The organism is Flectobacillus sp. (genome assembly GCF_049240685.1).
GTDB lineage: Bacteria > Bacteroidota > Bacteroidia > Cytophagales > Spirosomataceae > Flectobacillus.
In genome coordinates this window covers 24,572-45,789 of the sequence record NZ_JBMLSD010000376.1, presented here as the reverse complement: position 1 = coordinate 45,789, position 21,218 = coordinate 24,572, and the positions used below count along the sequence as shown (strand labels likewise).

The following is a 21,218-nucleotide window of genomic DNA, read 5'->3' as shown; positions in this document are numbered from 1 at the left end:
GTTCGGGCTTGTTATAATAGCCTTTCATGATACTTGGTCCTTTCACCAAAATTTCGCCATCTTCGGCAATTTTTACTTGAACATTTGGCAAAACAGAACCCACACAACCAATTCTAAAATCGGTAATAATACTTGATGAAATTACTGGTGAGGTTTCGGTCAGACCATAGCCTTCTACAATAGGAATACCTGCTGCCCAAAATACCCGCGAAAGACGAGGTTGTAAAGCAGCAGAACCTGAGGCGACAAATTTGATATTTCCACCCAAAGCTTCTTGCCATTTACTGAAAATCAATTTTCTAGCAATTTTAAGCTGAATATCGTATGCTAAACCCATTTCTTTCATAGGGTCATATTTTAGACCAAGGTTTAATGCCCAGAAAAACAATGATTTTTTGATTCCTGTTAACTCATAGCCTTTGGCAACTATTTTATCATAAACCTTTTCGAGCAATCTAGGAACCGTAGCAAATACATGAGGTTTTACCTCTTTGAGGTTATCTGCGATGGTATCCATGCTTTCTGCGTAATATGTAGAAACCCCGTAACGCAAATAAACATAGACATCTGTACGTTCGTAGATATGACATAATGGCAAAAAGCTCAAAGCTCTGTCACCTTCCTCTAGTTCGAGATGTTTTCCCTTAATGAGTCCTTCTACATTGGAAATAATGTTGTTGTGTGTCAACATTACACCCTTTGGTTTTCCGGTAGTACCTGAAGTATAAATCAAGGTTAACAAATCGTCTGGCTGAACTGCGGCCTTGTATGGCTCTAAAGCGTCAACATTTTCATTTTTGGCTAATTCCAAAATCTCAGACCAATGCTTTGCACCACTAATTGGATCGAATGTGTATATGCCCTCCACAAAACCTAAATCCTTACTAGCCTCTGTTGACTTTCTCAACAAATTTTCATCAGAAACAAATATCAATTTGACTCCAGCATCAGCGAAGATATAATTATAATCTTCAATAGTAATAGTAGGATACATAGGTACTGAAACAGCACCAATTTGTTGTATTCCTAACTCGACGAAATTCCATTCGGGTCTATTGTTGGAAATCAAGGCGATTTTATCATCGCGCTTCACCCCCAATTTCAATAGGCCAAGACTTACCTTATTGACCGTATCTATAACTTCTTGAGCACCATACTTTTTCCAAGTGCCTTGAATTTTACAAGCAAAAACGTCTTCTTTATTCAGTGGTTTAACACAAGTTTCTAACAGGTCAAAAACGCGTGTTGCGGTTTGGTGATTGTTCATATTCGATAGCTTGCTTATTGATGAGACACTAATCTTTTTTTAATACAATTTAAACAAGATTAATCACAATTCATTTTCTCAAAGATAATAGGTTGTTGAAATTAAAAATAGTATGCATGCATAATTTTTTTAATATTTTTTCACCTATTCTTATTATTTTCAAAAACTTATAAAAAAAATAGGAGATAGATGAAAAGCCTCTATCTCCTATTTTTACATCATTTTGGTACTTTTATTATTTTTATATCCCCATTTGATTGAATATACTTTAGTTCAGTCATTGGTTCGGTTGAAAGGTTTGTCAAGCGACCTTCGCTCTGAGGAAAGTCATTTTCAAAAACTGCTTCTAAATATACTTTATTAGAAAAGTAATAAACTCCATTTCCATTACGCTTTCCATTTTCAAACATTCCTTCGAATAATTTTGATCCATCTTGCTTGTATTGTATTCCTATACCATTTCTCATACTATTTTTCCACATTCCTCTATAACTTCCTTGTGTTTTGTGGATATAATACCCAAATCCGGTATCGCAATTACCTTCTATACAGCCAAATTTTCCAGATTCAGTTTTTTTTAGGTCTTCATGTGGAGAAGAATCATTGTTATCCACATTTTCAATTACTCGATTGATATCTTCAACAACCTCAGGCTCTTCTTTGTTTGTCACAACTATGTTTTCATCACTTTGATAAGGTATTACATCTTTTTGCTCCTTTCTTTTTTCTTCTAACCACCCTTTCGCAATAGCTTTCAAACGTTGAGAACGAGGTGGGTGCGTACTTGTCCACACTTCCTCTTGAAAATATTGCATGGCTAACTGAGCTTCTTCAAGAGATGCTCCCATTTTGTAGAGTGTTGCCCCTGAAAACTCATCAGCTTCCAGTTCTTTTTGATGCTGACTCCCTCTCTGACTAGTTGGATGGTAATAAACTAAATGTCCTACCTCATGTGCTAAAATAGAAATTGCTGCCCAGTCTTTTTGAGTTAACCTATGTACTCTTTGTAAAAAGCTTCTATCATAGATTATATAAGGAACACCCTCTACCAAGGTTGCGTAGCAATTGTCGGTATTGGGGCATTCCATCATTTGAAAGGGATTTCTGGAAAGGTGCATAAGCTCTGTAATCTTCTTTACTTCTCTTTCTGCCCTGCTGCTACCATAACCCATAACCGAATTACATAAATCACTTTCTGTAATTTTTTTGCCGTAATAGTGACAAATAAATAGTGGTGTTGATGCAGTATGATTTTGACCAAAAACACCAGTGGTAAGCACCATTCCTACTAAGAATGCACTACATTGTGGAAAAAGTGTTTTCATTGTGAATAAGCGGTTAACTAGGTTCTAAGAAGTTTTTGAGGAAAAAAAGAGGTTCGTATGAATATACGAACCTTCTAATTACGTGATTTATCCTTAATTTATTGTATCTCCTCTCAAATTTCTAAATCGTTTACGGGCTTCTGCCCCATAGATACTCCCAGGGTATTTTGTTAATAACTCCTGAAAAAGTTTCATAGCTTTAGAGGGTTGATTCTTTTTCTCTTGATAAATTTTTGCTAAAATATACAAGGAATCGTCTCCAAGGATATCTGTCGGGAACTTATCCACAATTTTTTCCAATTGTTCAATAGCTTCATCTACTCTGCCCTCTTTCAAATATGTGGTGGCCAACAAGTACATGTATTCGTCTTCTAGTGGATGTCCTTTGTGTTTAATTATTAAATTTTTCATTTCAGCCATAGCAGCCTCATTTCTATGTTGAAATAACATCAATTCCACATTAGCATAATCTTTCAGGGCTTGGTCGGTGGAATCTATACCTGTATTATCTTGTATAAGAAGACTTAAGTTCATGGCATCGTTGGCAATTTCGCGCGTGGTAGCCTGTTTGAGGATATCTAATATATCCTTGGCTAGCTCAAAATCGCCCTTATAATAAGATAGCTTTGCATTTCTCAACTTGGCCTCGTATCCCATCGGACTGTCCTTTTCGGATTTTTCTACTTGTGAATAAAGTAAGGTAGCTTCCCAAGGTTCTGATTTAAGGACATAAATATCGCCAAGGTCTAGTTTGCACTTATCCACAAACTCTCTGTTGCCTGTGGATAACTTTATAGCACTTTCTAACACAGCAATGGCTGTATCTTTTTCATTGAGATAAAAACCATACAAAAGACCTTTGCTTCTCAAGGCTTCCAGTGTTCTTTGGTTTATCCCTAGTTCGTTCAATAGCTTGGTATACTCTTGTATTAATATTCTGATGTCGCTTTGATTGACGGGATAGGTATTTTTGATAACTTCTTCTTTAGAGTTTATCAACACCCTTCTCCAAAGAGGATAATTTTGTTGTTTGGGGTATTCTTTAATTAGATATTCAAAAACTTTTCCAGCACTACTAAAATCCTTATTCTGATACGCTAGAAAACCTAAGTCGGCTACTTGGGCACCTTCACGCTTATATCGCTTGTCTAGGGCTCTTGCTTGGACAAATGCTTTAAAGAATTCCTTCTTTTGGGTAAGGTGCCAAATAAGCATCTCACTGTAATAAGGATCTTCGGGAAACTTCTGCACTTTGGCATAAAGAACCTTTTCTAAAAGCGCTTGATCGCTTTCGTCTCGTAGCTCATCTTGAAGCATTCCTTGAAGGATTTCGCGGTTTTCTATGTCACGTCCAAAATTTAGGTATTCCTCAAGCATTTCTTGAGGTTTTGCAGCGAGTTTGTACAATCTACCTACCTGAAGAGGAAACTTATTGTTATCCTTGAAATAAAGCCTATTTTTCTCAAGCAAGTTAATAGCCCATTCGTACTGTTGATATGCACTAAATTCGTTTACCATTTTGAGGGTTAACTCGTCTGTAACTTTACATTTTTCAAGTATCTGATTATAGAGCTTATCTGCTTCTTCTTTTTTCTTTTGTTCTTCCAGCAAATGTGCATAATCGAGTAGATAAAAAGGGTTTCCGTCAGACCATTTGATTTGCTTTTTCAAAAACTTTTCTGCTTCATCCATTTCTTTCAATTTATACAATGTCTGAAGATAGGGTTTATGAATACTTCCCGCGATGTCTTTGTTTTTAGCTAATTTCTGAAAAATGCTTTTCGCTTTTTCGTACTCCCCAGCTTTTACATATTCAATCCCTAATTCCACATCCTGAGCACTCGTCTGATTTATTCCAATTTTTAGGATAAAAGCTAAGACAAGAAATTTGAAAAAAAGACGATATGGCATACACACTTCTGGTTTCATATTTTAGGCGTTAAAGATTTGACATTCATTTCAGTTTTCAACACAACATAATATATATAGTATTTATTTTTTTAATTTTTTAAAAAGAAAGAATATCTACTATGCTTATTATACTGTGGATTTGTGGATTACTTTCGTGGAAAAAGATTTTCACAACGTAATGTTAATAACCTTTAATTTATACACATTTAATATTGAATTTATATACAATTAAATATTTGTTTTTCAGGCAATTAACAAATTATTACATTTATCCACACGATACTCATGTTGATAAATCACTTGTTTTTGACAGTGTATTTTTTCGGGGATAAATTCCTTTTTTCTACTGTATAACTATATGAGTTATTCACCGTCTGATTTTGCTGATTTTTCTTTCCACAATTGTGTTATTTCTTTCCACAATTTTTGTACCCAAAATCAGGGTATTTATCCACAGTATTTATACAGTCTTGCACTAAAATAGGGCACTTATCCACAAAATGCTTACTTATCCTCAATTTTGAAGTCAAATCCTGACAATTCGAAGTTTTGTTTTAGCTTGATCTTATCGTTTATGTGTAAAATTTCTTCTGCGGGGATGTTTTTATCCACAATTGCGGCATCCCATCTTCCATTTTTGTTGGAATCCACAATTAATCGAATCCTATATACCCCTGGAACCAAGTAATCGAATGTGTATTTACCTGTTTTATTGTGGATAAGTTCTTTTACAACTTCTTTTTTATCATTTAATATCTGAACTATGCATTGTTTGGCATTGGGATTATTGATTTGCCCTTCTATCAATCCATAATTTTCTGGATCTCTTAGTGGATTAAGCTGCTTGACAATCTTGTTGGTATCACCTTCTATCGATTGAAATGTGTTTACAGGAATCTCAAGGGACAAAAACTCTTTCGGTTTTGGTGCTTCAGGGATTTTCAACAATACTTCCGTTCGGTCTTCATTCCATAAGAAATGCTTTTCGAGGATGTCTACTTTCTTGAGGGTATCGTTTAAGACTTTAATCTTTTTCCAATCGAAAAAGCCAATAGGTTTACTGAATTTGACAGTATAACCAACTTCCTTCAAATCAGCTTGTTGATTATTCTGTGGACTAACCTCGTATCTAAATTCCTCTACGAATGAATCTTCTTTTTTTCCTTTTGCTTTAAATTTTATTTTTTGCTTAAAATCAAATGTTCTGTCTAATGAGTCTGTTACGGTTACAGCAATTTTGACTGTATCCTGACTTACTTTATTCAGGTTGTACACACGAATCGTATTTTTTTCCACAAGTTGGTATGGAATACTATCTTTAGGATTTTCAAAGTTGATTTTTACTTTTTTGACCCCTTTATTCAATTCCATAATATAATAGTTAGTTGTGGTGCGTGTCTTACTTACCTTTACAGGAGAATAATCGGCCTTGGCAATTTTTATATTCAGGTTGCTTTGGCTTTGGTTAAGTTGCAGCGTATCAGTAATGAATCCTATTTTTTCCTTAGTTTCATCATATAACAAATTATTGTTGACATCCGAAATGGCATAAATTCTATATTTTCCTGCGGCGACGTTTTCTATTTTAAAGTTTCCAGAACTATCAGTTTTGGTGAAGTAATAAGGTTTTATTTTATTGACCTTTAAGGTATCCGAATATTTATAAATCCCAACAGTGGCATCTAAAAACCCTTTGTTTTCTACAATATCTTCTACTTTTCCTGCTACGGTCAGTGAGTCTATTATGCTTCCTGTACTAAATACGATTCTTACGTTTTTGGCTGGATTTCTTTCAGTTATGTCTTTTATAGCTTCTCTAAAATTGAAACTATAGGTGGTATTTGGCTGAAAGGCATCTTCAAAAGTAATCCGTACTCCTTTCGGCATTGTTTTAGTAGTAAAAAAAGGCTCTGTGCTTGGCGTTATTAACAACTGCTGTTGAAGGTTATCTACATTGATGTACTCATCAAATTGAATCTCAATACTTTTTCCTTTATAGTTTTTTGATTGGTTGGCAGGGACACTCATTACTAATTGTGGTGCAAGGGTATCTTTTTTTCCTCCTGTGGGTGCTACAACCTGTGCACAACTAAATAACGCTTCTATAAATAGAAATCCTAGAAAAGTTATCAAGACTATGTTAATTATTTTCATGTGAATATGTTGAAAACTTTGTTGATAATAGAATCGTTTGTGTATAACTTTTTCTATTATGATGAAATTGTTTATTTATAAGGTATTTAGTACTTATAATTATCAACAAAAATAATCCCTCGGCGATATATAATCACCGAGGGATGTTGATAAATATGTTAATAAGTATTAAATCTGTGGGAAAATTAGAGAATATGCCGTGGAAAACTACTTTTTCTCGAAGATATAAATGATGCTTGAGTAATTATTGTTTTGCTTCGCTCCTACTCTATTTGATTTGAGGCCACTCAAAAATGATTCGATGTAATTGGTATTTCCTTGTTGGTATTTTGTTGACAACATACTTACATAGAACGAGTCGAACTTCATTGGCAAATGTTCTTTTAATTTGAATCCATGATTTTCGAAAAGCTGTTGAATGCTATTTCTGGAGAAATGATACAGGTGTCTTGGTACATCATAAGCAGCCCAATGTTCTTGATAAATTTGAGCGTCCTCGGATTCATGATTCGGAACAGCAATGATTACCTTTCCGTTTTGTGTTGATTTTTCTTTTATGAATTCAATTGTTTCGTTTAACAAATGGACATGCTCAAGTACATGCCACATGGTTATGATATCAAATTGTTGGTTTTTATACGAGCCAAGTATTTCGGAAGGGATAGCAATTTGATTTATTTCTTCTGCCATTGTTCGAGCACTATCGCTTGGTTCTATTCCAAATACTTTCCATCCATTTGATTTTGCGGCATTCAAAAACATTCCTGTTCCACAACCAATATCAAGTAAGCTGCCTTGTTTTGCTCCGTTGAGTTTATTGATTAAATCTACTTTTTGTTGAAGCGTTATTTTTCTTACTTGATGATAGATTTTTGAAATGATTCCCTTTGAGGTATTACTATGTGAAATATAATTTTCGGATTGATAATATTTCCCGATGGTATCTGCTGTAGGTCTCGGATTGGTAAATTTGAAGCCACATTTTTGACAAGATACAATATCAAATTTTTCATGGCTTACGGTGAAGTCTTCACAGGTAATATATTTTTGGGTTTGGGTATGCTGGCAAACTGGACACTTCTCTAGTAATTCTTGCATCGTATTCTGGATTATGTTGATACAACAAATATACTAAAAGTCTATTTATACTTTGGGTATGATTAATTGATGAGACTAAAATGTGTTGAGCTAAAATTGTTTCTGTTCATAAATCGCAGCCTATAATTTGATAGTGATGCTTATCTAATAAACTTTTCACAAAATCTAAGACCATATAAAAAACATGAGTCATCCCAAATTTTAAGATTATGATTATCCTCCATAATTTTCAAAAAAAAGGGGTCGGAATATATTTCCCGACCCCTTTTTTGAAAATTATGCTAGATTTACTTGGTTTGAGACGCAAGCATTGCGTCTCTACTGGGAGAATCTAAATTTTAATATAATCACTCAATCGCTAAATCAGGGATGACTCATGTTTTGTATGATTAGAGAGTATAAATGTTGAGCAGGTTCTTCAAGTTATCTCCCCATGAAAACCATAAGTACAGAAATATCCGAAGCTGACACCCCACTTATTCTAGAAGCTTGTCCGATGGTTGCTGGTCTGATTTTACTTAACTTTTGTCTTCCCTCAATTGAGATTGCAGAAAGTTTACCATAATCAAAATCATTTGGAATAGCTAAATCTTCAAGTTTCTGCATTTTGTCTACCATCTGCTGTTCTTTCTCAATATAGCTTTCGTATTTGATATTGATTTCGGCTTGTTCAAGCGTTTCTTCTGAGAACTGATTCAAATATTCAGACAATTCCTCACTCAGATTTTTAATATCGTTAAGTGTTACATTCGGACGTCTTAAGAGATTTAATAATGAAGTACCCTCTTTGAGCGGAGCTGTTCCTATGGCCTCTAGTTTTTCGTTAACTTCCGCAGGTTTTACTTTCTTGTGTTTTAATTCATTTACAAGTTGAGCAGTTGTTTCTTTTTTTGCTTTAACTTTTTGTAAACGTTCATCTGTAGCTAATCCAATACTATATCCTCTTTCTGTTAATCGAATATCAGCATTATCTTGACGAAGTAAAGTTCTGTATTCAGCTCTTGATGTAAACATACGATATGGTTCTTCAGTACCTTTATTAATAAGGTCGTCGATTAGGACACCAATGTATGCTTCTGAGCGAGAAAGTACGAACTCTTCTTTATCATGTGCTTTTTGGTGGGCATTGATACCTGCCATCAAGCCTTGACACGCTGCTTCTTCATAACCAGTAGTTCCATTGATTTGACCAGCAAAGAATAAATTACTGATCAATTTTGTCTCTAAAGTTTGTTTTAGCTGTGTTGGTGGAAAATAATCATACTCGATAGCATAACCTGGGCGGAACATTCTGACATTCTCAAAACCTGGAATTTTTTTCAAGGCAGCATACTGTACGTCCTCTGGCAATGATGTTGAGAAACCATTTACATAAACCTCCACTGTATTCCAGCCTTCTGGTTCTACAAAAATTTGATGGCGTTCTTTTTCGGCAAAACGGTTAATCTTATCTTCTACGGATGGGCAATATCTTGGACCTAGTCCTTTGATACGTCCAGCAAACATAGGAGATTTTTCAAAACCTGTTTTTAAGATATCGTGGACCTCTTGATTAGTATAAGTAATCCAACAGCTTCTTTGCTCTTTTAGCGGTTCTGTATCTAAATAGGAAAATTTAGCAGGATTTTCGTCTCCTTTTTGTTCTTCCATTTTAGAAAAATCCAAACTACGTGCATCTACTCTTGGAGGAGTTCCTGTTTTCATGCGCCCAGCTTCAAAGCCAAGCTCCACTAATTGCTCAGTAATACCTGTAGCTTTTCCTTCGGCTGTTCTACCACCTCCAAAGTTTTTTTCGCCGATATGAATTAATCCGTTTAAGAATGTTCCATTGGTTAAAACCACGGCCTTTGCTCGGAATTCTATCCCGAGTTGAGTTTTTACTCCAACAACTTGATTATTTTCCACTATTAATCCCGAGACCATTTCTTGCCAGAAATCAATATTCAAATTTCTTTCAAGTGCTAATCTCCATTCCTCAGCGAATCGCATACGGTCAGACTGGCAACGTGGCGACCACATAGCCGGACCTTTAGAGCGATTGAGCATTCTGAATTGAATCATGGTTTTATCAGAAATGATTCCTGACATACCACCAAGTGCATCTACCTCTCTTACGATTTGACCTTTTGCCACGCCTCCCATTGCAGGGTTACACGACATTTGGGCAATCGTATTCATATTCATGGTAATTAGTAGCACCTTCGAGCCCATAGTTGCGGCAGCATGTGCAGCTTCGCATCCCGCATGTCCAGCTCCAACTACTATTATGTCATAGTTACTATGCATCTTATTTATGTTGTTTACTAATTGGTTTTCTTTTTGTTTGATTTATATTTTCCAACTTAGACTTTATTTTGGCTTGACTTGTTAAAATAAAATCAAAATGTGGAATCTTTAATTTTTGTGAAACGTGAAAATATAGATAGTGTTTTTTTATAAATGTTCCACGTGGAGACTTTTTTAAAAACTACTATTTGCTAAAATCTGTACGGAAGAGCTGAATATACTTAGATTCGATAACTCTCATTTCTGCTTCTTCTTCGTCGGTATGGTCATCATAACCACACAAGTGGAGAAGTCCATGCGCTAGTACTCTAAGAATCTCATCATCGAACGGTACGCTCAAATCTTTGGCATTATCTTGAACGCGTTCCACGCTTACAAAGATGTCACCTTCAATAGTTAGCTCTTCCTCAGAGTTGTCGAAGGTAATGATATCAGTCAGTGTATCGTGGTCTAGGTATTCAACATTTATTTGATGAAGATAGTTGTCTGAGCAAAAGATATAGTTGAGATTACCCATCCTAAATCCCTCTAATTCAGCTACTTTTTTCAACCAAGATTTGGTCTTTAATTTATGTTTTAAATTGAATGAGATATCCTCATTGAAGAATGTAATCATGTCAATAAATATTTACCTTGGAAAAATTTATATTGGAGAGGCAAAAGATTTGCTGTTGGCAAAAGCGATTTGGTACGAGCTTTGATGCAAAAGCCTACAAAGATACTACATAAATTTGACGTAGTGAAAATCAAACAATTAGAACAATAGATTGTATATTAGTTTTTTCTGAAAAGTAGTTATTTAAGTTTATGAAACGCCAACAATTGCTGATACTCATCGTATTATTCTTTCATGTAAGTACAGCCTTGGCACAAAAGGATAATCTCCGAAGAGATGATAGAGATTTTGATGTGCCATTGCCTAACAACTGTGACAAGTTTATTTATCTAGTTACATTGCCTGGGGTAATAATGTCATTAGGGACAACAGATATTCATTCTGACAAAGTTGAAATGGCTGCCCTCCTACCCTTTCGCTGTAATGCCATCGCAAAAACATTTAACAATAAGATTTTGGCAGTGGAGGCCGATAAAGGGGCTTCGGTACCAGTATATGAGTTTAGCCCTTCTACTAGGTCTGGAAAATTTACTAAATGGAAACTCCCTTCGCATAATGATGGTGGTTGGATTTCTGGGGGTACAGATGCTGTAGGTAGAGTCTATTTTGCTACAACTACGCTCAAATACATGGTAAGAATAGACCTGAGATATAACGACGTAGAAGTATTGTGGAGTTCGAAAGAACGAATAGACGGAGGAAATAAAATTACTTGTGCGGAAGGCTGCAATTTTTATGTAAATGAAAAATCAGAGATTTTGATTAAGGAAAATAAGAAAAATATTAGCTACAAAGTAAATATAGAAGGTAAACCATATTTGTTTGAAACAAAGAATATGGAAGGATATTTTAATACAATTACCGTAAACGATTGGTATGAGTTTAGTAATGACAAGCAGCAGAATGTCTCAATGTTTGTCCTAAGAGATGGGATTACGGTGTTTAAAGACGGTGAATTTAGACCCAAAGTGGTAAAGGTAGATACAATCAGATTTGGTATAGTAACAGATATTGCGGGTTGTGAGGCTAAAGAAAACAAAAAGCCAAGGATTATCATCAATGAAAAAAGAGAAAAAGAAATACTAGAAGCAGCTACAAAAAAGGAAAGTATCAGACTAGAAAAAATATTATTTAAGTTGGGGCTTTCGGAGTTACAAACGGGTTCTTATCAGGAATTAGATGAACTGGTTATGATTCTTTTGAAAAATAAGCAGTTAAAAATTTTACTAGAGGGTCATACGGATGTATCTGGTGATGCGATAGATAATTTTAAACTTTCTATTGAGCGAGTAAATACATGTAGGGATTATTTGGTAAAATATGGGGTAAGTCCTACAAGAATCACCACAAAAGGATATGGAGGAACCAAACCCTTGTTGAAAATAGGAAGTGAAACAGAACGAGCTGTAAATCGAAGAGTTGAAATAAAGTTTGTAGAATAAAAAAGGCCAGCGCGCGCTGGCCTTTTTTGATTATTGAATTTTTTTGAAGTAGTTATCAACTTGTTGTTTGTAATAAGGATTAAGATTTGGAGGAACCGTTTTTAGCAATTCAGTTTGTTTTTGCTTATCCTTCACATATTGCTGAAACTGTGGTGGTACCTTTCGTTCGTAGTTTTTAGCTGTTTCTGCTTTACGTTTTTGGTCCTCTTCTTGTTCTTTTAGGGCTTTTTCTGATTCTAACAAACGGGTAAGAAGTTCTTGTTGTCGTTTCAATAAATCAGGGTTAAGTCGTTTGTTTACTAGGTCGGTCTCCGTTTCTTCCATTTTCTTTAAAAGATCTTTTACTTCATCTCCTAACTTTTTGCCTAACTCAGTACCTTTTTGATTATCCATCATATCTTGCAACATTTTACGAATTTGAGCTTGCTCACGAGCTAATTTGGCCAAATCTTCAGACATACCTCCTTTACTTTGAGAGCCTTTTTGAAGCGTTTGTTGCATTTTCTGGTTAAAATCTTTTTGACTTTGCCCCATTCCTTTTTGGTTGCCTTTATTCTTACCTTTTCCACTTCCTGAGCCAGCCATCATCATTTGTTGGTTTTGCTGCATTTGTTTTTGAACATCCGACAATAAAAGCGCTAGATTATTCATTGAGGTCATGGCAAATTGTTGTTTCGAGGCAGTCATCGCCATTTTACGGTCTTTGATGAGTTTTACGGCTTCACCCATGTAGGTTTTCATATTGCCCATTTCTCTAGTTACAAAAGTTTCAATTTGCAACACTCGTTTTGAAAGGGTGTATAAACTGTCTTCGATTACTTTGGCATCGTCCTGCAATTTGATTTGTTCCTGCGATAACTTCACAAATCTAGGGTCGGATGGCATAATACCTCTAAAGTCCTTCATGAGTTGTTCTTGGTCAAAAGAGAGTTTAACGAGGTTTTCTAAGATTTCACGAAGGGTTTCGATGTTTTCCTCATTTTCCTTCATCTCAGCTTGTTGTTTCATCTGAGCCAGCTTTTGAGCCATACTTTTCATGTTCTTGGCAGCTTTCTTTTGTTTTGCTGCGGCAGACTTGTTATCGCCTTTGTCCATTTTCTGTTGGGAATCTTTCTGGTCTTCGGAGATATCTTCTTGCTGTTGCTTATCTAAATCGAGAGGGTCTGAGTTTTTGACTTCGTTGTTAAGCTTATCAGCATCTTTCAAGTCTTTTTTCACCTCGTCAAACTCTTTACTTAGTTTTTCTTGCTCTTTTTTCAAGTCCTCTGTTTGTTGAGCCTTATCTTGACTTTGAGGCTTTTTACTGAGGTCTTCGTTTTTCTCAGCTAAATTTTCTTGCTTTTCGGCTTGTTTTTCAAGCTCTTTGATAGCTTTATCGAGTTTTTGTTCTACCTGAAGTTTCTTGAAAAGGTTTTGCATACGCTCAAGCTCCTTTTCAGTATTACGCTCTTTGTTTCGAAGTTTATCCATCTGCTCATTGATATGATTGTCTTCTGGATTTTTTTCTAACATTTTTTTCAATTCTTCGTAAAGCTTTTGCGTCTCAGGGTCCATCAATTGATTCATCATTTTCTGTAATGCTTCCATTTTTTGTTGCATTTCAGGCTTTTGCTCATTGAATCGCTGTTGTTTATCTGTTAGATTTTGATTTTGCTCTTGAAGCTTTTTGATTTCATTCATCAAATCTTCTTTTTTCTTGGCAATTTCTTCGATGAGCTTTTTATCTTGAAAATCTAGGTCTTTCTTATTTTTCAAACGATTTTCGAGCGCGGCTAATTCTTTGCGAAGCTTTTGGGCTTTTTCAAGCGTTTTATCTAGCTGAGCCTCCGTTTTATCAATAGAATTATCAATTTCTTTATTGATGTCATTTTTACTCGGAATCGTATAATTTAATAATTGCGAACGAGTCGATTTAGCGCCATTTACGCCATCATTGTCCCAAACTTGAACATAGTACTCGACTTTGTCCGAAGGATTTAATTTAAGGCTATCCATGGCCCATTGTTGATAAAATCCTTGAATCGATTGCGTTTTGTTGACTGGAATATTGAAACTGCGGTAGCTGCCGTTGTTTGGTTTCCCTTCACGCAAAATTTTATAGAATACCGCCAAACGACTTAAACCATAGTCATCTGCAATACTTCCGCCCAAAACCATATAGTTATAAAGCGTAGAATCTTTGTATTGCTCAAGACTGATTTGTGGATATTTATCGGGAATAACATTGAGATTAAAATCAATTCCTTGATTAGAAGTAGAATATTGATTTTTGAGAAAAACCTGATAGGCACTCGAACGAGTAGCTTTCAATCTAAAGTCATATCCCCCACCGAGCATTTTTTTCTCAGCAAAATATCTTTTCTTATCACCATCAAAAGCAAAAATAATCGAATCGGTATCTGTAACTTCAAAATTCCAATCGATAAGCGTGCCTTCGGGTACTGTGATATTACCCATATTTTGAAGTTGTTCATCAGGTTTGTTTAAATATGCAGGATAATGAAGTGTTACATCGAAGAACCCAAGGGTTGGTTTATTCACAACTTCTATCTCATAATTGCCAGATTTAAAGCCAGCTGCTTCAAAAGTAAAATCTGTATTGTCTTGTAATTTAGAAAAAGTAAAAGAGTAATGACGGCTGTCTATTGACTCCATTTTCATTTTTCTATCATTGACCAACACATAAACTGCATCAGGAATGGTGTTGCCACGAAGCGCCAGATTTACCGTGAAGTCTTCATTTTTGAACGCTTTCAAATTTTTGTTTCCTAGCTCAAAGCTAAACGGAGCTTCTTCTTGATACTCGTTTTTGAAATTGACAATACGTTCGGTACTCTTCGAAAAAAAGGCTGGATACATCAACAATAACCCAAAAATTACAACAGCTGGGGCGGCCATATATTTGAGGTATCGTTTGTTGTGATCAATCTTGATGGCGTCGGCAAAACGAATAATGGCTAATTGCTGCGATTTTTGAGCAATAGAGGCCATTAATAATTCATTTTGCTCATGACTCAATGCTTTTGAAAGCTGAAGGGTATTGAGTAATTTATCCGATACTTCAGGAAAGAATTTACCGATTTGATCAGCGGCAATTTCATCACTCAAGGGAGTTCTTTTTCCATAAAGAAATAACAATGGCTTGATGACCCAGAAAAATGTGGATAACCCAAACGCGAGAATAAAACCGAAGAAAAGTACTCCACGGAAGAATGAGCCGAAATGTCCAAAATATTCTAAGGTGTTGAATACCAGATAGGCAGACAAAATAACAGCCAAAGAAAAGATAGAACCTTTGACTAATCGATTGAGGTAAAACTTTCGTTTATATTCTTCAATGCGTGACGAAAGTGCGGCAATAGGAGAATTTGTCATAGTAATAAAATCATTTTGCGGATTATATGACCAGTACGAGTCCAATAATCATGCTGAAATGGAAATTGGTAAGTATTCCACATAAAGTTATCCACAAATTTATAAAATGTGGAAAACTTTATGTGGAGAATTGTTAATCTAACTCCACTACAGACGGACAATGGTCTGAATGTTTGGCTTCGGGTAAAATATAGGCACGAGTTAAACGGTCTTTCAATGGTAAAGTAGCGCAATGATAATCGATACGCCAGCCTAAGTTCTTGGCCCTCGCTCCTGCCCTAAAGCTCCACCAAGTGTAATGATGAGGCTCTGAATTGAAATGACGGAAGGTATCGATAAACCCACTTGCTAAAAACTGCCCCATCCACTCACGTTCTTCAGGTAAAAAACCAGAACTATTGGCATTGGATTTGGGATTGTGGATATCTATTGGTTGATGACAAATGTTATAATCGCCAGAAACAATAAGATTCGGAATTTGTACTTTCAAATCATTAATATATCCTTGAAAATCATCGAGCCATTGAAACTTGAATCCTTGTCGCTCGTCGCCACTCGAACCTGATGGCATATATACAGACATTAACGAAAAATCTTCAAAATCAGTACGAATGACACGTCCTTCATTGTCATAAGCTGCTATGCCACAGCCATATTCTACATGTTTGGGTAAAACTTTAGTAAAGATTGCTACGCCCGAATAGCCTTTTTTCTGAGCAGAATACCAATATAAGTGATATCCCAAATCTGTGAGAAGTTGCTTTTCTATTTGGTGTTCTTCTGCTTTTAATTCTTGTAAACAAATCATATCTGGATTGGCAGCCTGAAGCCACTCAATAAAGCCTTTAGAAATAGCCGAACGAATTCCGTTGACGTTGTAGGTAATGATTTTCATAAAACAAAAAGGATATTGTTGTTGAATATGCTGATTTAACAAACATTTTATCTCAAAGATAACCTTAAATCATGGCAAAGCCTCAATATTCTATGCTGGAAAGGATAGTTTTTGGTAGGAAAATAAAGACTGAAATTTTATTATATTCTAAGTAGGAAATAAACAAACTAAGGATTGCTATTTTGCATACATTTGCATACATGATGCTTTTCTGATAATTTTTGGCTACATCCTAGAGTACTACTCCATGCAGAAAGCATTTTTCATCCCAATTGTATTACCCAACATTTCTTTCATCCCTATTAATTACATTAAACTTTGACTATTAAAGAGTTACAAAACAAGTGCTTACATCTTAAAACATCGACCATGAAAAGGATAACTAAAATTCTACCTTTATTGACCATCTCGATTTTCACAAGTTGTTCATCCGAAGTATTACCGCCGCAAGTTGAGGTTCAGCCAACGACACCTCCAGTGGTCAATCCTCCTAGTACGACGGGTAATGAGACTTTATTACCGCCATTATATCCATTTTCTGATAAATCTTACTTTATCAAGGGAGAAAGCTCTGTTACTTCCAATGTAGATATTTCTGCCTTTTTTCAAGGAAATAATACTCCTAACCTAGGCACTATCGTCAATAATGGCGAAAAGCTAAATTTGATTGCTATGGGTGGAGGCTTGACTGCAGGCGTTCGCAATGGTGGATTGTATCGAGTTGGACAAATGACATCGTTTCCCAATCTTGTAGCATGGCAAATGGGAATGAATAATTTTCAAAGCCCTTTGTTTTCTGCTTCAGAGGCAAATGGAACAGGATATTTAGCCCTTGTCGATGATGGTTCCTCCTATCCTACTTGGAAGGAGGTAAAAAATAATGTAACAACAGTAAAAGCCGGTACGCCTCCAATATTGACTAAATATCAAGGTAATTCAGCGCAAAACTACGGTTTACCCGAGAATGGTGGACTTACCATTGCAGGTAGAGTGGTCAATACCGAAACGCTTGATTTATTAGGAAATAGATGGAGTATTGGAGGTGTTTTTGCCAGTCGCATCTTACCCGATGGGATTGACGATAAATCAGTATCATTGAGAGAGCAAATTTTAAAACAGCCCATTAACTTTTATCTATTGGAAGATGATAGTGATATGTTGATTTCGCTCATCAAAAATAATGGAAATGCTCTCAGTTCTTATGGGTATGAAAGGTACACGAATGGTCCCAAAATATTAGAAAAAACAATTGAACTGTTGTATGAAAAGGCGAAAGCGGACAAAGGAGTAGTCTTTACTTGGCCAATTATCACCGATTTAGCATATTTTAATTGGTACACCTTGGAAGATTTAAAAACTAAAGCAAAAAGTATTTCTATTAATGGCAATTCAACAGATATGTTGTTTATCCCAAGTCAAACAGTAGATATTTTGTTCAGAAATCTTAAAAAAGGCGATGATGTGTTTACCGTATTGCCCACTTCCACCTTCTTGAATACTCAGATATTGAACAATAATACCCAGTTTATAAAACAGTATAACGAAAGAATTAAGACATTGGCAAAAGAAAAAGGATTGGCAATTGTAGATTTAGAGAAAATTTATCATCAAATCCACCTCAACCAATATGTTTCGGCTGATGGTTTTAAAATCGACGGAGGAACACGAGGAAACTTCTTTTCAGCAGATGGTATTTATCCTACAGCTATCGGTCAGGCAGTCATCGCCAATGAGGTAATAAAAGCCATCAATCAAACTTACAATGCTACTATTCCTCAGATTAATTTGCTTGCATATAGCAAATTGGTTGGAACAGAATAGATAGGCTTTAAGCCACAAGCACAAGATAAAAGCATATTCATGGTTACCTGAGAAATACTTTTATCTTGTGCTCACAACAAATAGCTTATGCCTATAGTAAGTAAAATTAAAATATTGGGCTTTGGGTATTCTGTGAATTAAGGCTTTAGCTATTTTTAAACTATTTGCCTGATGCCTTAACTATTAAAAACCTCTTTTTCGAAATACTCAATTACGTGAGCTTTTAGAAGTTTTTCTTGTTCCAATAGATTCACAAAAGGTAAAGGTTGAACCAGTTTCCAATGTGGCCAGCCATCTTGGTCGGTGCCTTCAAGCTCATATATACCCGAAAAACTAAGCACTTTACAAATGGCAATGTGCATAAGGTCTTGTTTTTCTTCTTTGGTAAAAAAACGATGTCCTTTTCCTAGCTCTTGTACTCCGATTAAAAAAAGTACAGAATTAAGATCAGAAGGACGTTTTTCCATCATTCTTTCAAGTTTATCCAGAAGAATATCCCATTCCTGAGACAGATTTTCTAATTCTATATCCATGGTATTGAGAAAATACGGTTTGATTTATAATAGAACCGTTTTTCTGTTTATTGTTCTTGTTGTAAAGCTTCCCAATACTCAACAGCACGGCGTAAATGAGGAACAACGATTGTACCGCCTATCAAAGTAGCTACTGAGAAAATTTCTTGAACTTCAGCATCCGTTACGCCCAACTCAAAGCATTTGCCCAAATGATATTTGACACAATCATCGCAACGCAAAACCATAGAACAAGCCAAGCCCATCATCTCTTTAGTTTTTTCTGATAATGCACCCTCTGCGTAAGTATTGGTATCTAAATTGAAAATACGTTTGATTACTTTATTATCACCGGCTAAAATTTTTTCGTTCATTTTAGCTCTGTAGTCGTTAAATTCTGTGACTAAGCTCATAATAGTATTGTTTGTTTCTGAAAAAAATCGTTAATTCATATAAAAGAACGCTAATTTACTAATAAAAAGCGCAAAGTCTATTACACCTAATATTCAACACCGATGACACCTAACATGTTCAAAGCATTTCTTCAACTGCTATTCCCAGATGTATGTGTAGCTTGTAAAGAGCCGCTAGTATCCCAAGAAAAACATCTTTGTACCGACTGCATGTTTGATTTACCCAAAACAGACTCTCACAAAGGGATGTATCATGTTTTGGTGAATCGTTTTGCAGGTAGAATTATGCCCCGATATCAATTTGCCTATCTCAAATTTAAGAAAGCTAGTAATGTTCAACATATCATGCATGCCATCAAATATGGAGGCAATCAAGAGTTAGGTCAAATGCTTGGAAGATGGTTTGGGGCTGAGCTAGAAAAGGTAGGTCTGGCAAATACTTTTGATGTTTATATCCCAATTCCACTGCATAAAAAACGGCAATTAGAACGAGGTTACAACCAGTCAACATGCATTGCGGCAGGCTTGGCTGAAAGTTTGGGGGGAATAGTGTTGGAAAATGCAGTACAACGGGTAAGAGCCACGGAGTCACAAGTACGAAAAAAGCGTATGGAACGATTTGAAAATGTTGAGAAATTGTTTGAAGTAGTAGCACCTGAAATGCTTGAAAATAAAAGAATCGTAATTGTGGATGATACCCTGACTACAGGTGCCACCATAGAGTCATGTTTTGAGGCTATAAAGGCAGTAAATCCCAAAGAAATCTCAATTATGGTACTTGCATGTGCAGAACAATAAAAAAAGGGCTTAAAATCGAAATTTCAAGCCCTTTTCAAAATGAATAATCTTATTTATTAGTACCAGCACGAATCATCGCACATCTGAAACCAATAGTTGATGTTGATGAATCTTGGTCGAGGAATCTACGAGTACCAGGAGCTAGCCAATAAGCTACATCGGCCCATGAACCACCTTTGTAAACTCTTGAATGGTTGTCAATTAAAGAGTTATTATTTTTTCTATCGTAGTTTTTGGCATTATCCATAAAATCATTTCTACGAATAGGGTTCAAGTCGTTCATATCCTCGTAAGACAGTGGGCGATACAAGTCAAATACCCACTCATTCACGTTACCAGCCATTTGGTACAAACCGAAGTCATTTGGTGGATAGTAATATACTTCAGTTGTAATAATAGCTTTATCGTTGCTTTTACCAGCAATACCAGCATAGTCACCACGACCACGTTTGAAGTTAGCTAACATTTCACCTTTGTGCTTACCTCTTGCCAAACGCATAGAAGGGCCATCCCAAGGATAAATACGCTGATTTACTTGGTTTTCATCTTCATATTGCGTTCCAATCATGGCTTTTGCGGCATATTCCCACTCAGCTTCTGTTGGAAGGCGGTAAGCAGGCAATACAATTCCTGATTCGATTGGAAGGCGTTGACCAGCAGAGAATGCAGGAGCGGCTTTTACTTCAGCACCAGCAGCTTTTCCTTTTCTTTTGGTGGTAGACTTCTTACCTTTTTGGTTTTTCATGGCTAAGTCATTATTGACCGCCGCGGTACGCCAAGTACAATAGTCTGTAGCCTGAGTCCAAGAAACACCTACCAAAGGATACATACGGAAGCCAGGATAACGAAGATATTGCTCAACGTAAGAGTCGTTGAACGCTAATTCGTCTTTCCAAACTAGGGTATCTGGAAGCGCAGACTCATAAAACTCTTGTGAAGAGTCTTTTTGAATAGCATTGAGATATTCGAGGTAGTGAACGTTAGCAATTTCTGTTTCATCCATGTAGAATGACTGCACAGAAACGGTTCTTTCCAAGTTGTCACGAGTGTTGATAACATCTTCTTCAAGAGCACCCATCGTAAAACGTCCACCTTCGATAAACACGAGGTTAGGACCGGTAGGCTGGCCTTTGAATTTTTTATCAACTTGGAATCCTCCTTTTTTGTTGTAGGTAATACCAGTAGCAGTACTGTTTTTACCTAGCTTAACACTATTCGGCTTTTTGCTTTTGCAACTGCTTACGAGGGCTAGACCCAAGAATAAAACAGCTACTGATTTGATAGACAACTTCATTTCTTAAATAC

Annotated in this window: 15 protein-coding genes; 3 read left to right on the top strand and 12 right to left on the bottom strand. The window is 35.9% G+C overall.

Annotation, left to right across the window (positions count from 1 at the left end; all coding sequences use genetic code 11):
* The 7 genes from ACOVQ4_RS17475 to ybeY form a co-directional block, all read right to left on the bottom strand.
* A partial coding sequence (locus ACOVQ4_RS17475) for an AMP-dependent synthetase/ligase (RefSeq protein ID WP_421821904.1) occupies positions 1–1,267 on the bottom strand: 1,267 nt, incomplete at its 3' end.
* 218 nt (positions 1,268–1,485) lie between these two features.
* The gene (locus tag ACOVQ4_RS17470; RefSeq protein ID WP_421821903.1) at positions 1,486–2,592 is read right to left on the bottom strand and encodes a M48 family metalloprotease; all 1,107 of its coding nucleotides are present in this window, start codon (positions 2,590–2,592) and stop codon (positions 1,486–1,488) included.
* 93 nt (positions 2,593–2,685) lie between these two features.
* Complete coding sequence (locus ACOVQ4_RS17465; RefSeq protein WP_421821902.1) at positions 2,686–4,521, bottom strand: tetratricopeptide repeat protein; 1,836 nt, start codon at positions 4,519–4,521, stop codon at positions 2,686–2,688.
* A gap of 486 nt (positions 4,522–5,007) precedes the next feature.
* Complete coding sequence (locus ACOVQ4_RS17460) at positions 5,008–6,657, bottom strand: Ig-like domain-containing domain (RefSeq protein ID WP_421821901.1); 1,650 nt, start codon at positions 6,655–6,657, stop codon at positions 5,008–5,010.
* 207 nt (positions 6,658–6,864) lie between these two features.
* A complete protein-coding gene (locus ACOVQ4_RS17455; protein WP_421821900.1) occupies positions 6,865–7,755 on the bottom strand; it encodes a methyltransferase domain-containing protein in 891 nt (296 codons plus the stop codon).
* Positions 7,756–8,178: 423 nt separating this feature from the next.
* On the bottom strand, positions 8,179–10,041 hold the full coding sequence (gene mnmG / locus ACOVQ4_RS17450; RefSeq protein ID WP_421821899.1) for a tRNA uridine-5-carboxymethylaminomethyl(34) synthesis enzyme MnmG: 1,863 nt from the start codon (positions 10,039–10,041) through the stop codon (positions 8,179–8,181).
* Between the two features lie 184 nt (positions 10,042–10,225).
* A complete protein-coding gene (gene ybeY, locus ACOVQ4_RS17445; RefSeq protein ID WP_421821898.1) occupies positions 10,226–10,657 on the bottom strand; it encodes an rRNA maturation RNase YbeY in 432 nt (143 codons plus the stop codon).
* A 191-nt stretch (positions 10,658–10,848) separates the two neighbouring features.
* Here ybeY and ACOVQ4_RS17440 point away from each other — a divergent pair, with 191 nt between their 5' ends.
* Positions 10,849–12,099, top strand: coding sequence for an OmpA family protein (locus ACOVQ4_RS17440; RefSeq protein ID WP_421821897.1), 1,251 nt, complete (start codon positions 10,849–10,851; stop codon positions 12,097–12,099).
* A 30-nt stretch (positions 12,100–12,129) separates the two neighbouring features.
* Here ACOVQ4_RS17440 and ACOVQ4_RS17435 read toward each other — a convergent pair whose 3' ends face one another.
* Both ACOVQ4_RS17435 and ACOVQ4_RS17430 read right to left on the bottom strand, forming a co-directional pair.
* Entirely contained in the window at positions 12,130–15,474 is a 3,345-nt protein-coding gene (locus tag ACOVQ4_RS17435) for a DUF4175 family protein (RefSeq protein ID WP_421821896.1), read from the bottom strand.
* Between the two features lie 133 nt (positions 15,475–15,607).
* Complete coding sequence (locus ACOVQ4_RS17430; protein ID WP_283344882.1) at positions 15,608–16,369, bottom strand: exodeoxyribonuclease III; 762 nt, start codon at positions 16,367–16,369, stop codon at positions 15,608–15,610.
* Between the two features lie 369 nt (positions 16,370–16,738).
* Between ACOVQ4_RS17430 and ACOVQ4_RS17425 the strand changes: the two genes are divergently transcribed.
* Positions 16,739–18,190, top strand: coding sequence for a hypothetical protein (locus ACOVQ4_RS17425; protein WP_421821895.1), 1,452 nt, complete (start codon positions 16,739–16,741; stop codon positions 18,188–18,190).
* Between the two features lie 176 nt (positions 18,191–18,366).
* Here the strand turns inward: ACOVQ4_RS17425 and ACOVQ4_RS17420 are convergent, their stop codons facing one another.
* Both ACOVQ4_RS17420 and ACOVQ4_RS17415 read right to left on the bottom strand, forming a co-directional pair.
* Positions 18,367–18,723 carry a hypothetical protein gene (locus ACOVQ4_RS17420; protein ID WP_095163539.1) on the bottom strand — a complete coding sequence of 119 codons (357 nt, stop codon included), beginning with the start codon at positions 18,721–18,723 and terminating at the stop codon, positions 18,367–18,369.
* Positions 18,724–18,770: 47 nt separating this feature from the next.
* A complete protein-coding gene (locus ACOVQ4_RS17415) occupies positions 18,771–19,115 on the bottom strand; it encodes a carboxymuconolactone decarboxylase family protein (RefSeq protein WP_095163540.1) in 345 nt (114 codons plus the stop codon).
* 114 nt (positions 19,116–19,229) lie between these two features.
* Here ACOVQ4_RS17415 and ACOVQ4_RS17410 point away from each other — a divergent pair, with 114 nt between their 5' ends.
* Positions 19,230–19,913, top strand: coding sequence for a ComF family protein (locus ACOVQ4_RS17410; RefSeq protein WP_421821894.1), 684 nt, complete (start codon positions 19,230–19,232; stop codon positions 19,911–19,913).
* 49 nt (positions 19,914–19,962) lie between these two features.
* Here ACOVQ4_RS17410 and gldJ read toward each other — a convergent pair whose 3' ends face one another.
* Entirely contained in the window at positions 19,963–21,207 is a 1,245-nt protein-coding gene (gene gldJ, locus ACOVQ4_RS17405; RefSeq protein ID WP_421821893.1) for a gliding motility lipoprotein GldJ, read from the bottom strand.
* Between the last annotated feature and the right edge of the window lie 11 nt (positions 21,208–21,218).

Coding starts and splice junctions, on each gene's coding strand:
- gldJ (WP_421821893.1), bottom strand. CDS start 21,207: ATGAAGTTGTCTATCAAATCAGTAGCTGTTTTATTCTTGGGTCTAGCC.
- ACOVQ4_RS17435 (WP_421821896.1), bottom strand. CDS start 15,474: ATGACAAATTCTCCTATTGCCGCACTTTCGTCACGCATTGAAGAATAT.
- ACOVQ4_RS17455 (WP_421821900.1), bottom strand. CDS start 7,755: ATGCAAGAATTACTAGAGAAGTGTCCAGTTTGCCAGCATACCCAAACC.
- ACOVQ4_RS17465 (WP_421821902.1), bottom strand. CDS start 4,521: ATGAAACCAGAAGTGTGTATGCCATATCGTCTTTTTTTCAAATTTCTT.
- ACOVQ4_RS17440 (WP_421821897.1), top strand. CDS start 10,849: ATGAAACGCCAACAATTGCTGATACTCATCGTATTATTCTTTCATGTA.
- ACOVQ4_RS17470 (WP_421821903.1), bottom strand. CDS start 2,592: ATGAAAACACTTTTTCCACAATGTAGTGCATTCTTAGTAGGAATGGTG.
- ACOVQ4_RS17460 (WP_421821901.1), bottom strand. CDS start 6,657: ATGAAAATAATTAACATAGTCTTGATAACTTTTCTAGGATTTCTATTT.
- ACOVQ4_RS17420 (WP_095163539.1), bottom strand. CDS start 18,723: ATGGATATAGAATTAGAAAATCTGTCTCAGGAATGGGATATTCTTCTG.
- ACOVQ4_RS17415 (WP_095163540.1), bottom strand. CDS start 19,115: ATGAGCTTAGTCACAGAATTTAACGACTACAGAGCTAAAATGAACGAA.
- ACOVQ4_RS17430 (WP_283344882.1), bottom strand. CDS start 16,369: ATGAAAATCATTACCTACAACGTCAACGGAATTCGTTCGGCTATTTCT.
- ACOVQ4_RS17410 (WP_421821894.1), top strand. CDS start 19,230: ATGTTCAAAGCATTTCTTCAACTGCTATTCCCAGATGTATGTGTAGCT.
- ybeY (WP_421821898.1), bottom strand. CDS start 10,657: ATGATTACATTCTTCAATGAGGATATCTCATTCAATTTAAAACATAAA.
- mnmG (WP_421821899.1), bottom strand. CDS start 10,041: ATGCATAGTAACTATGACATAATAGTAGTTGGAGCTGGACATGCGGGA.
- ACOVQ4_RS17425 (WP_421821895.1), top strand. CDS start 16,739: ATGAAAAGGATAACTAAAATTCTACCTTTATTGACCATCTCGATTTTC.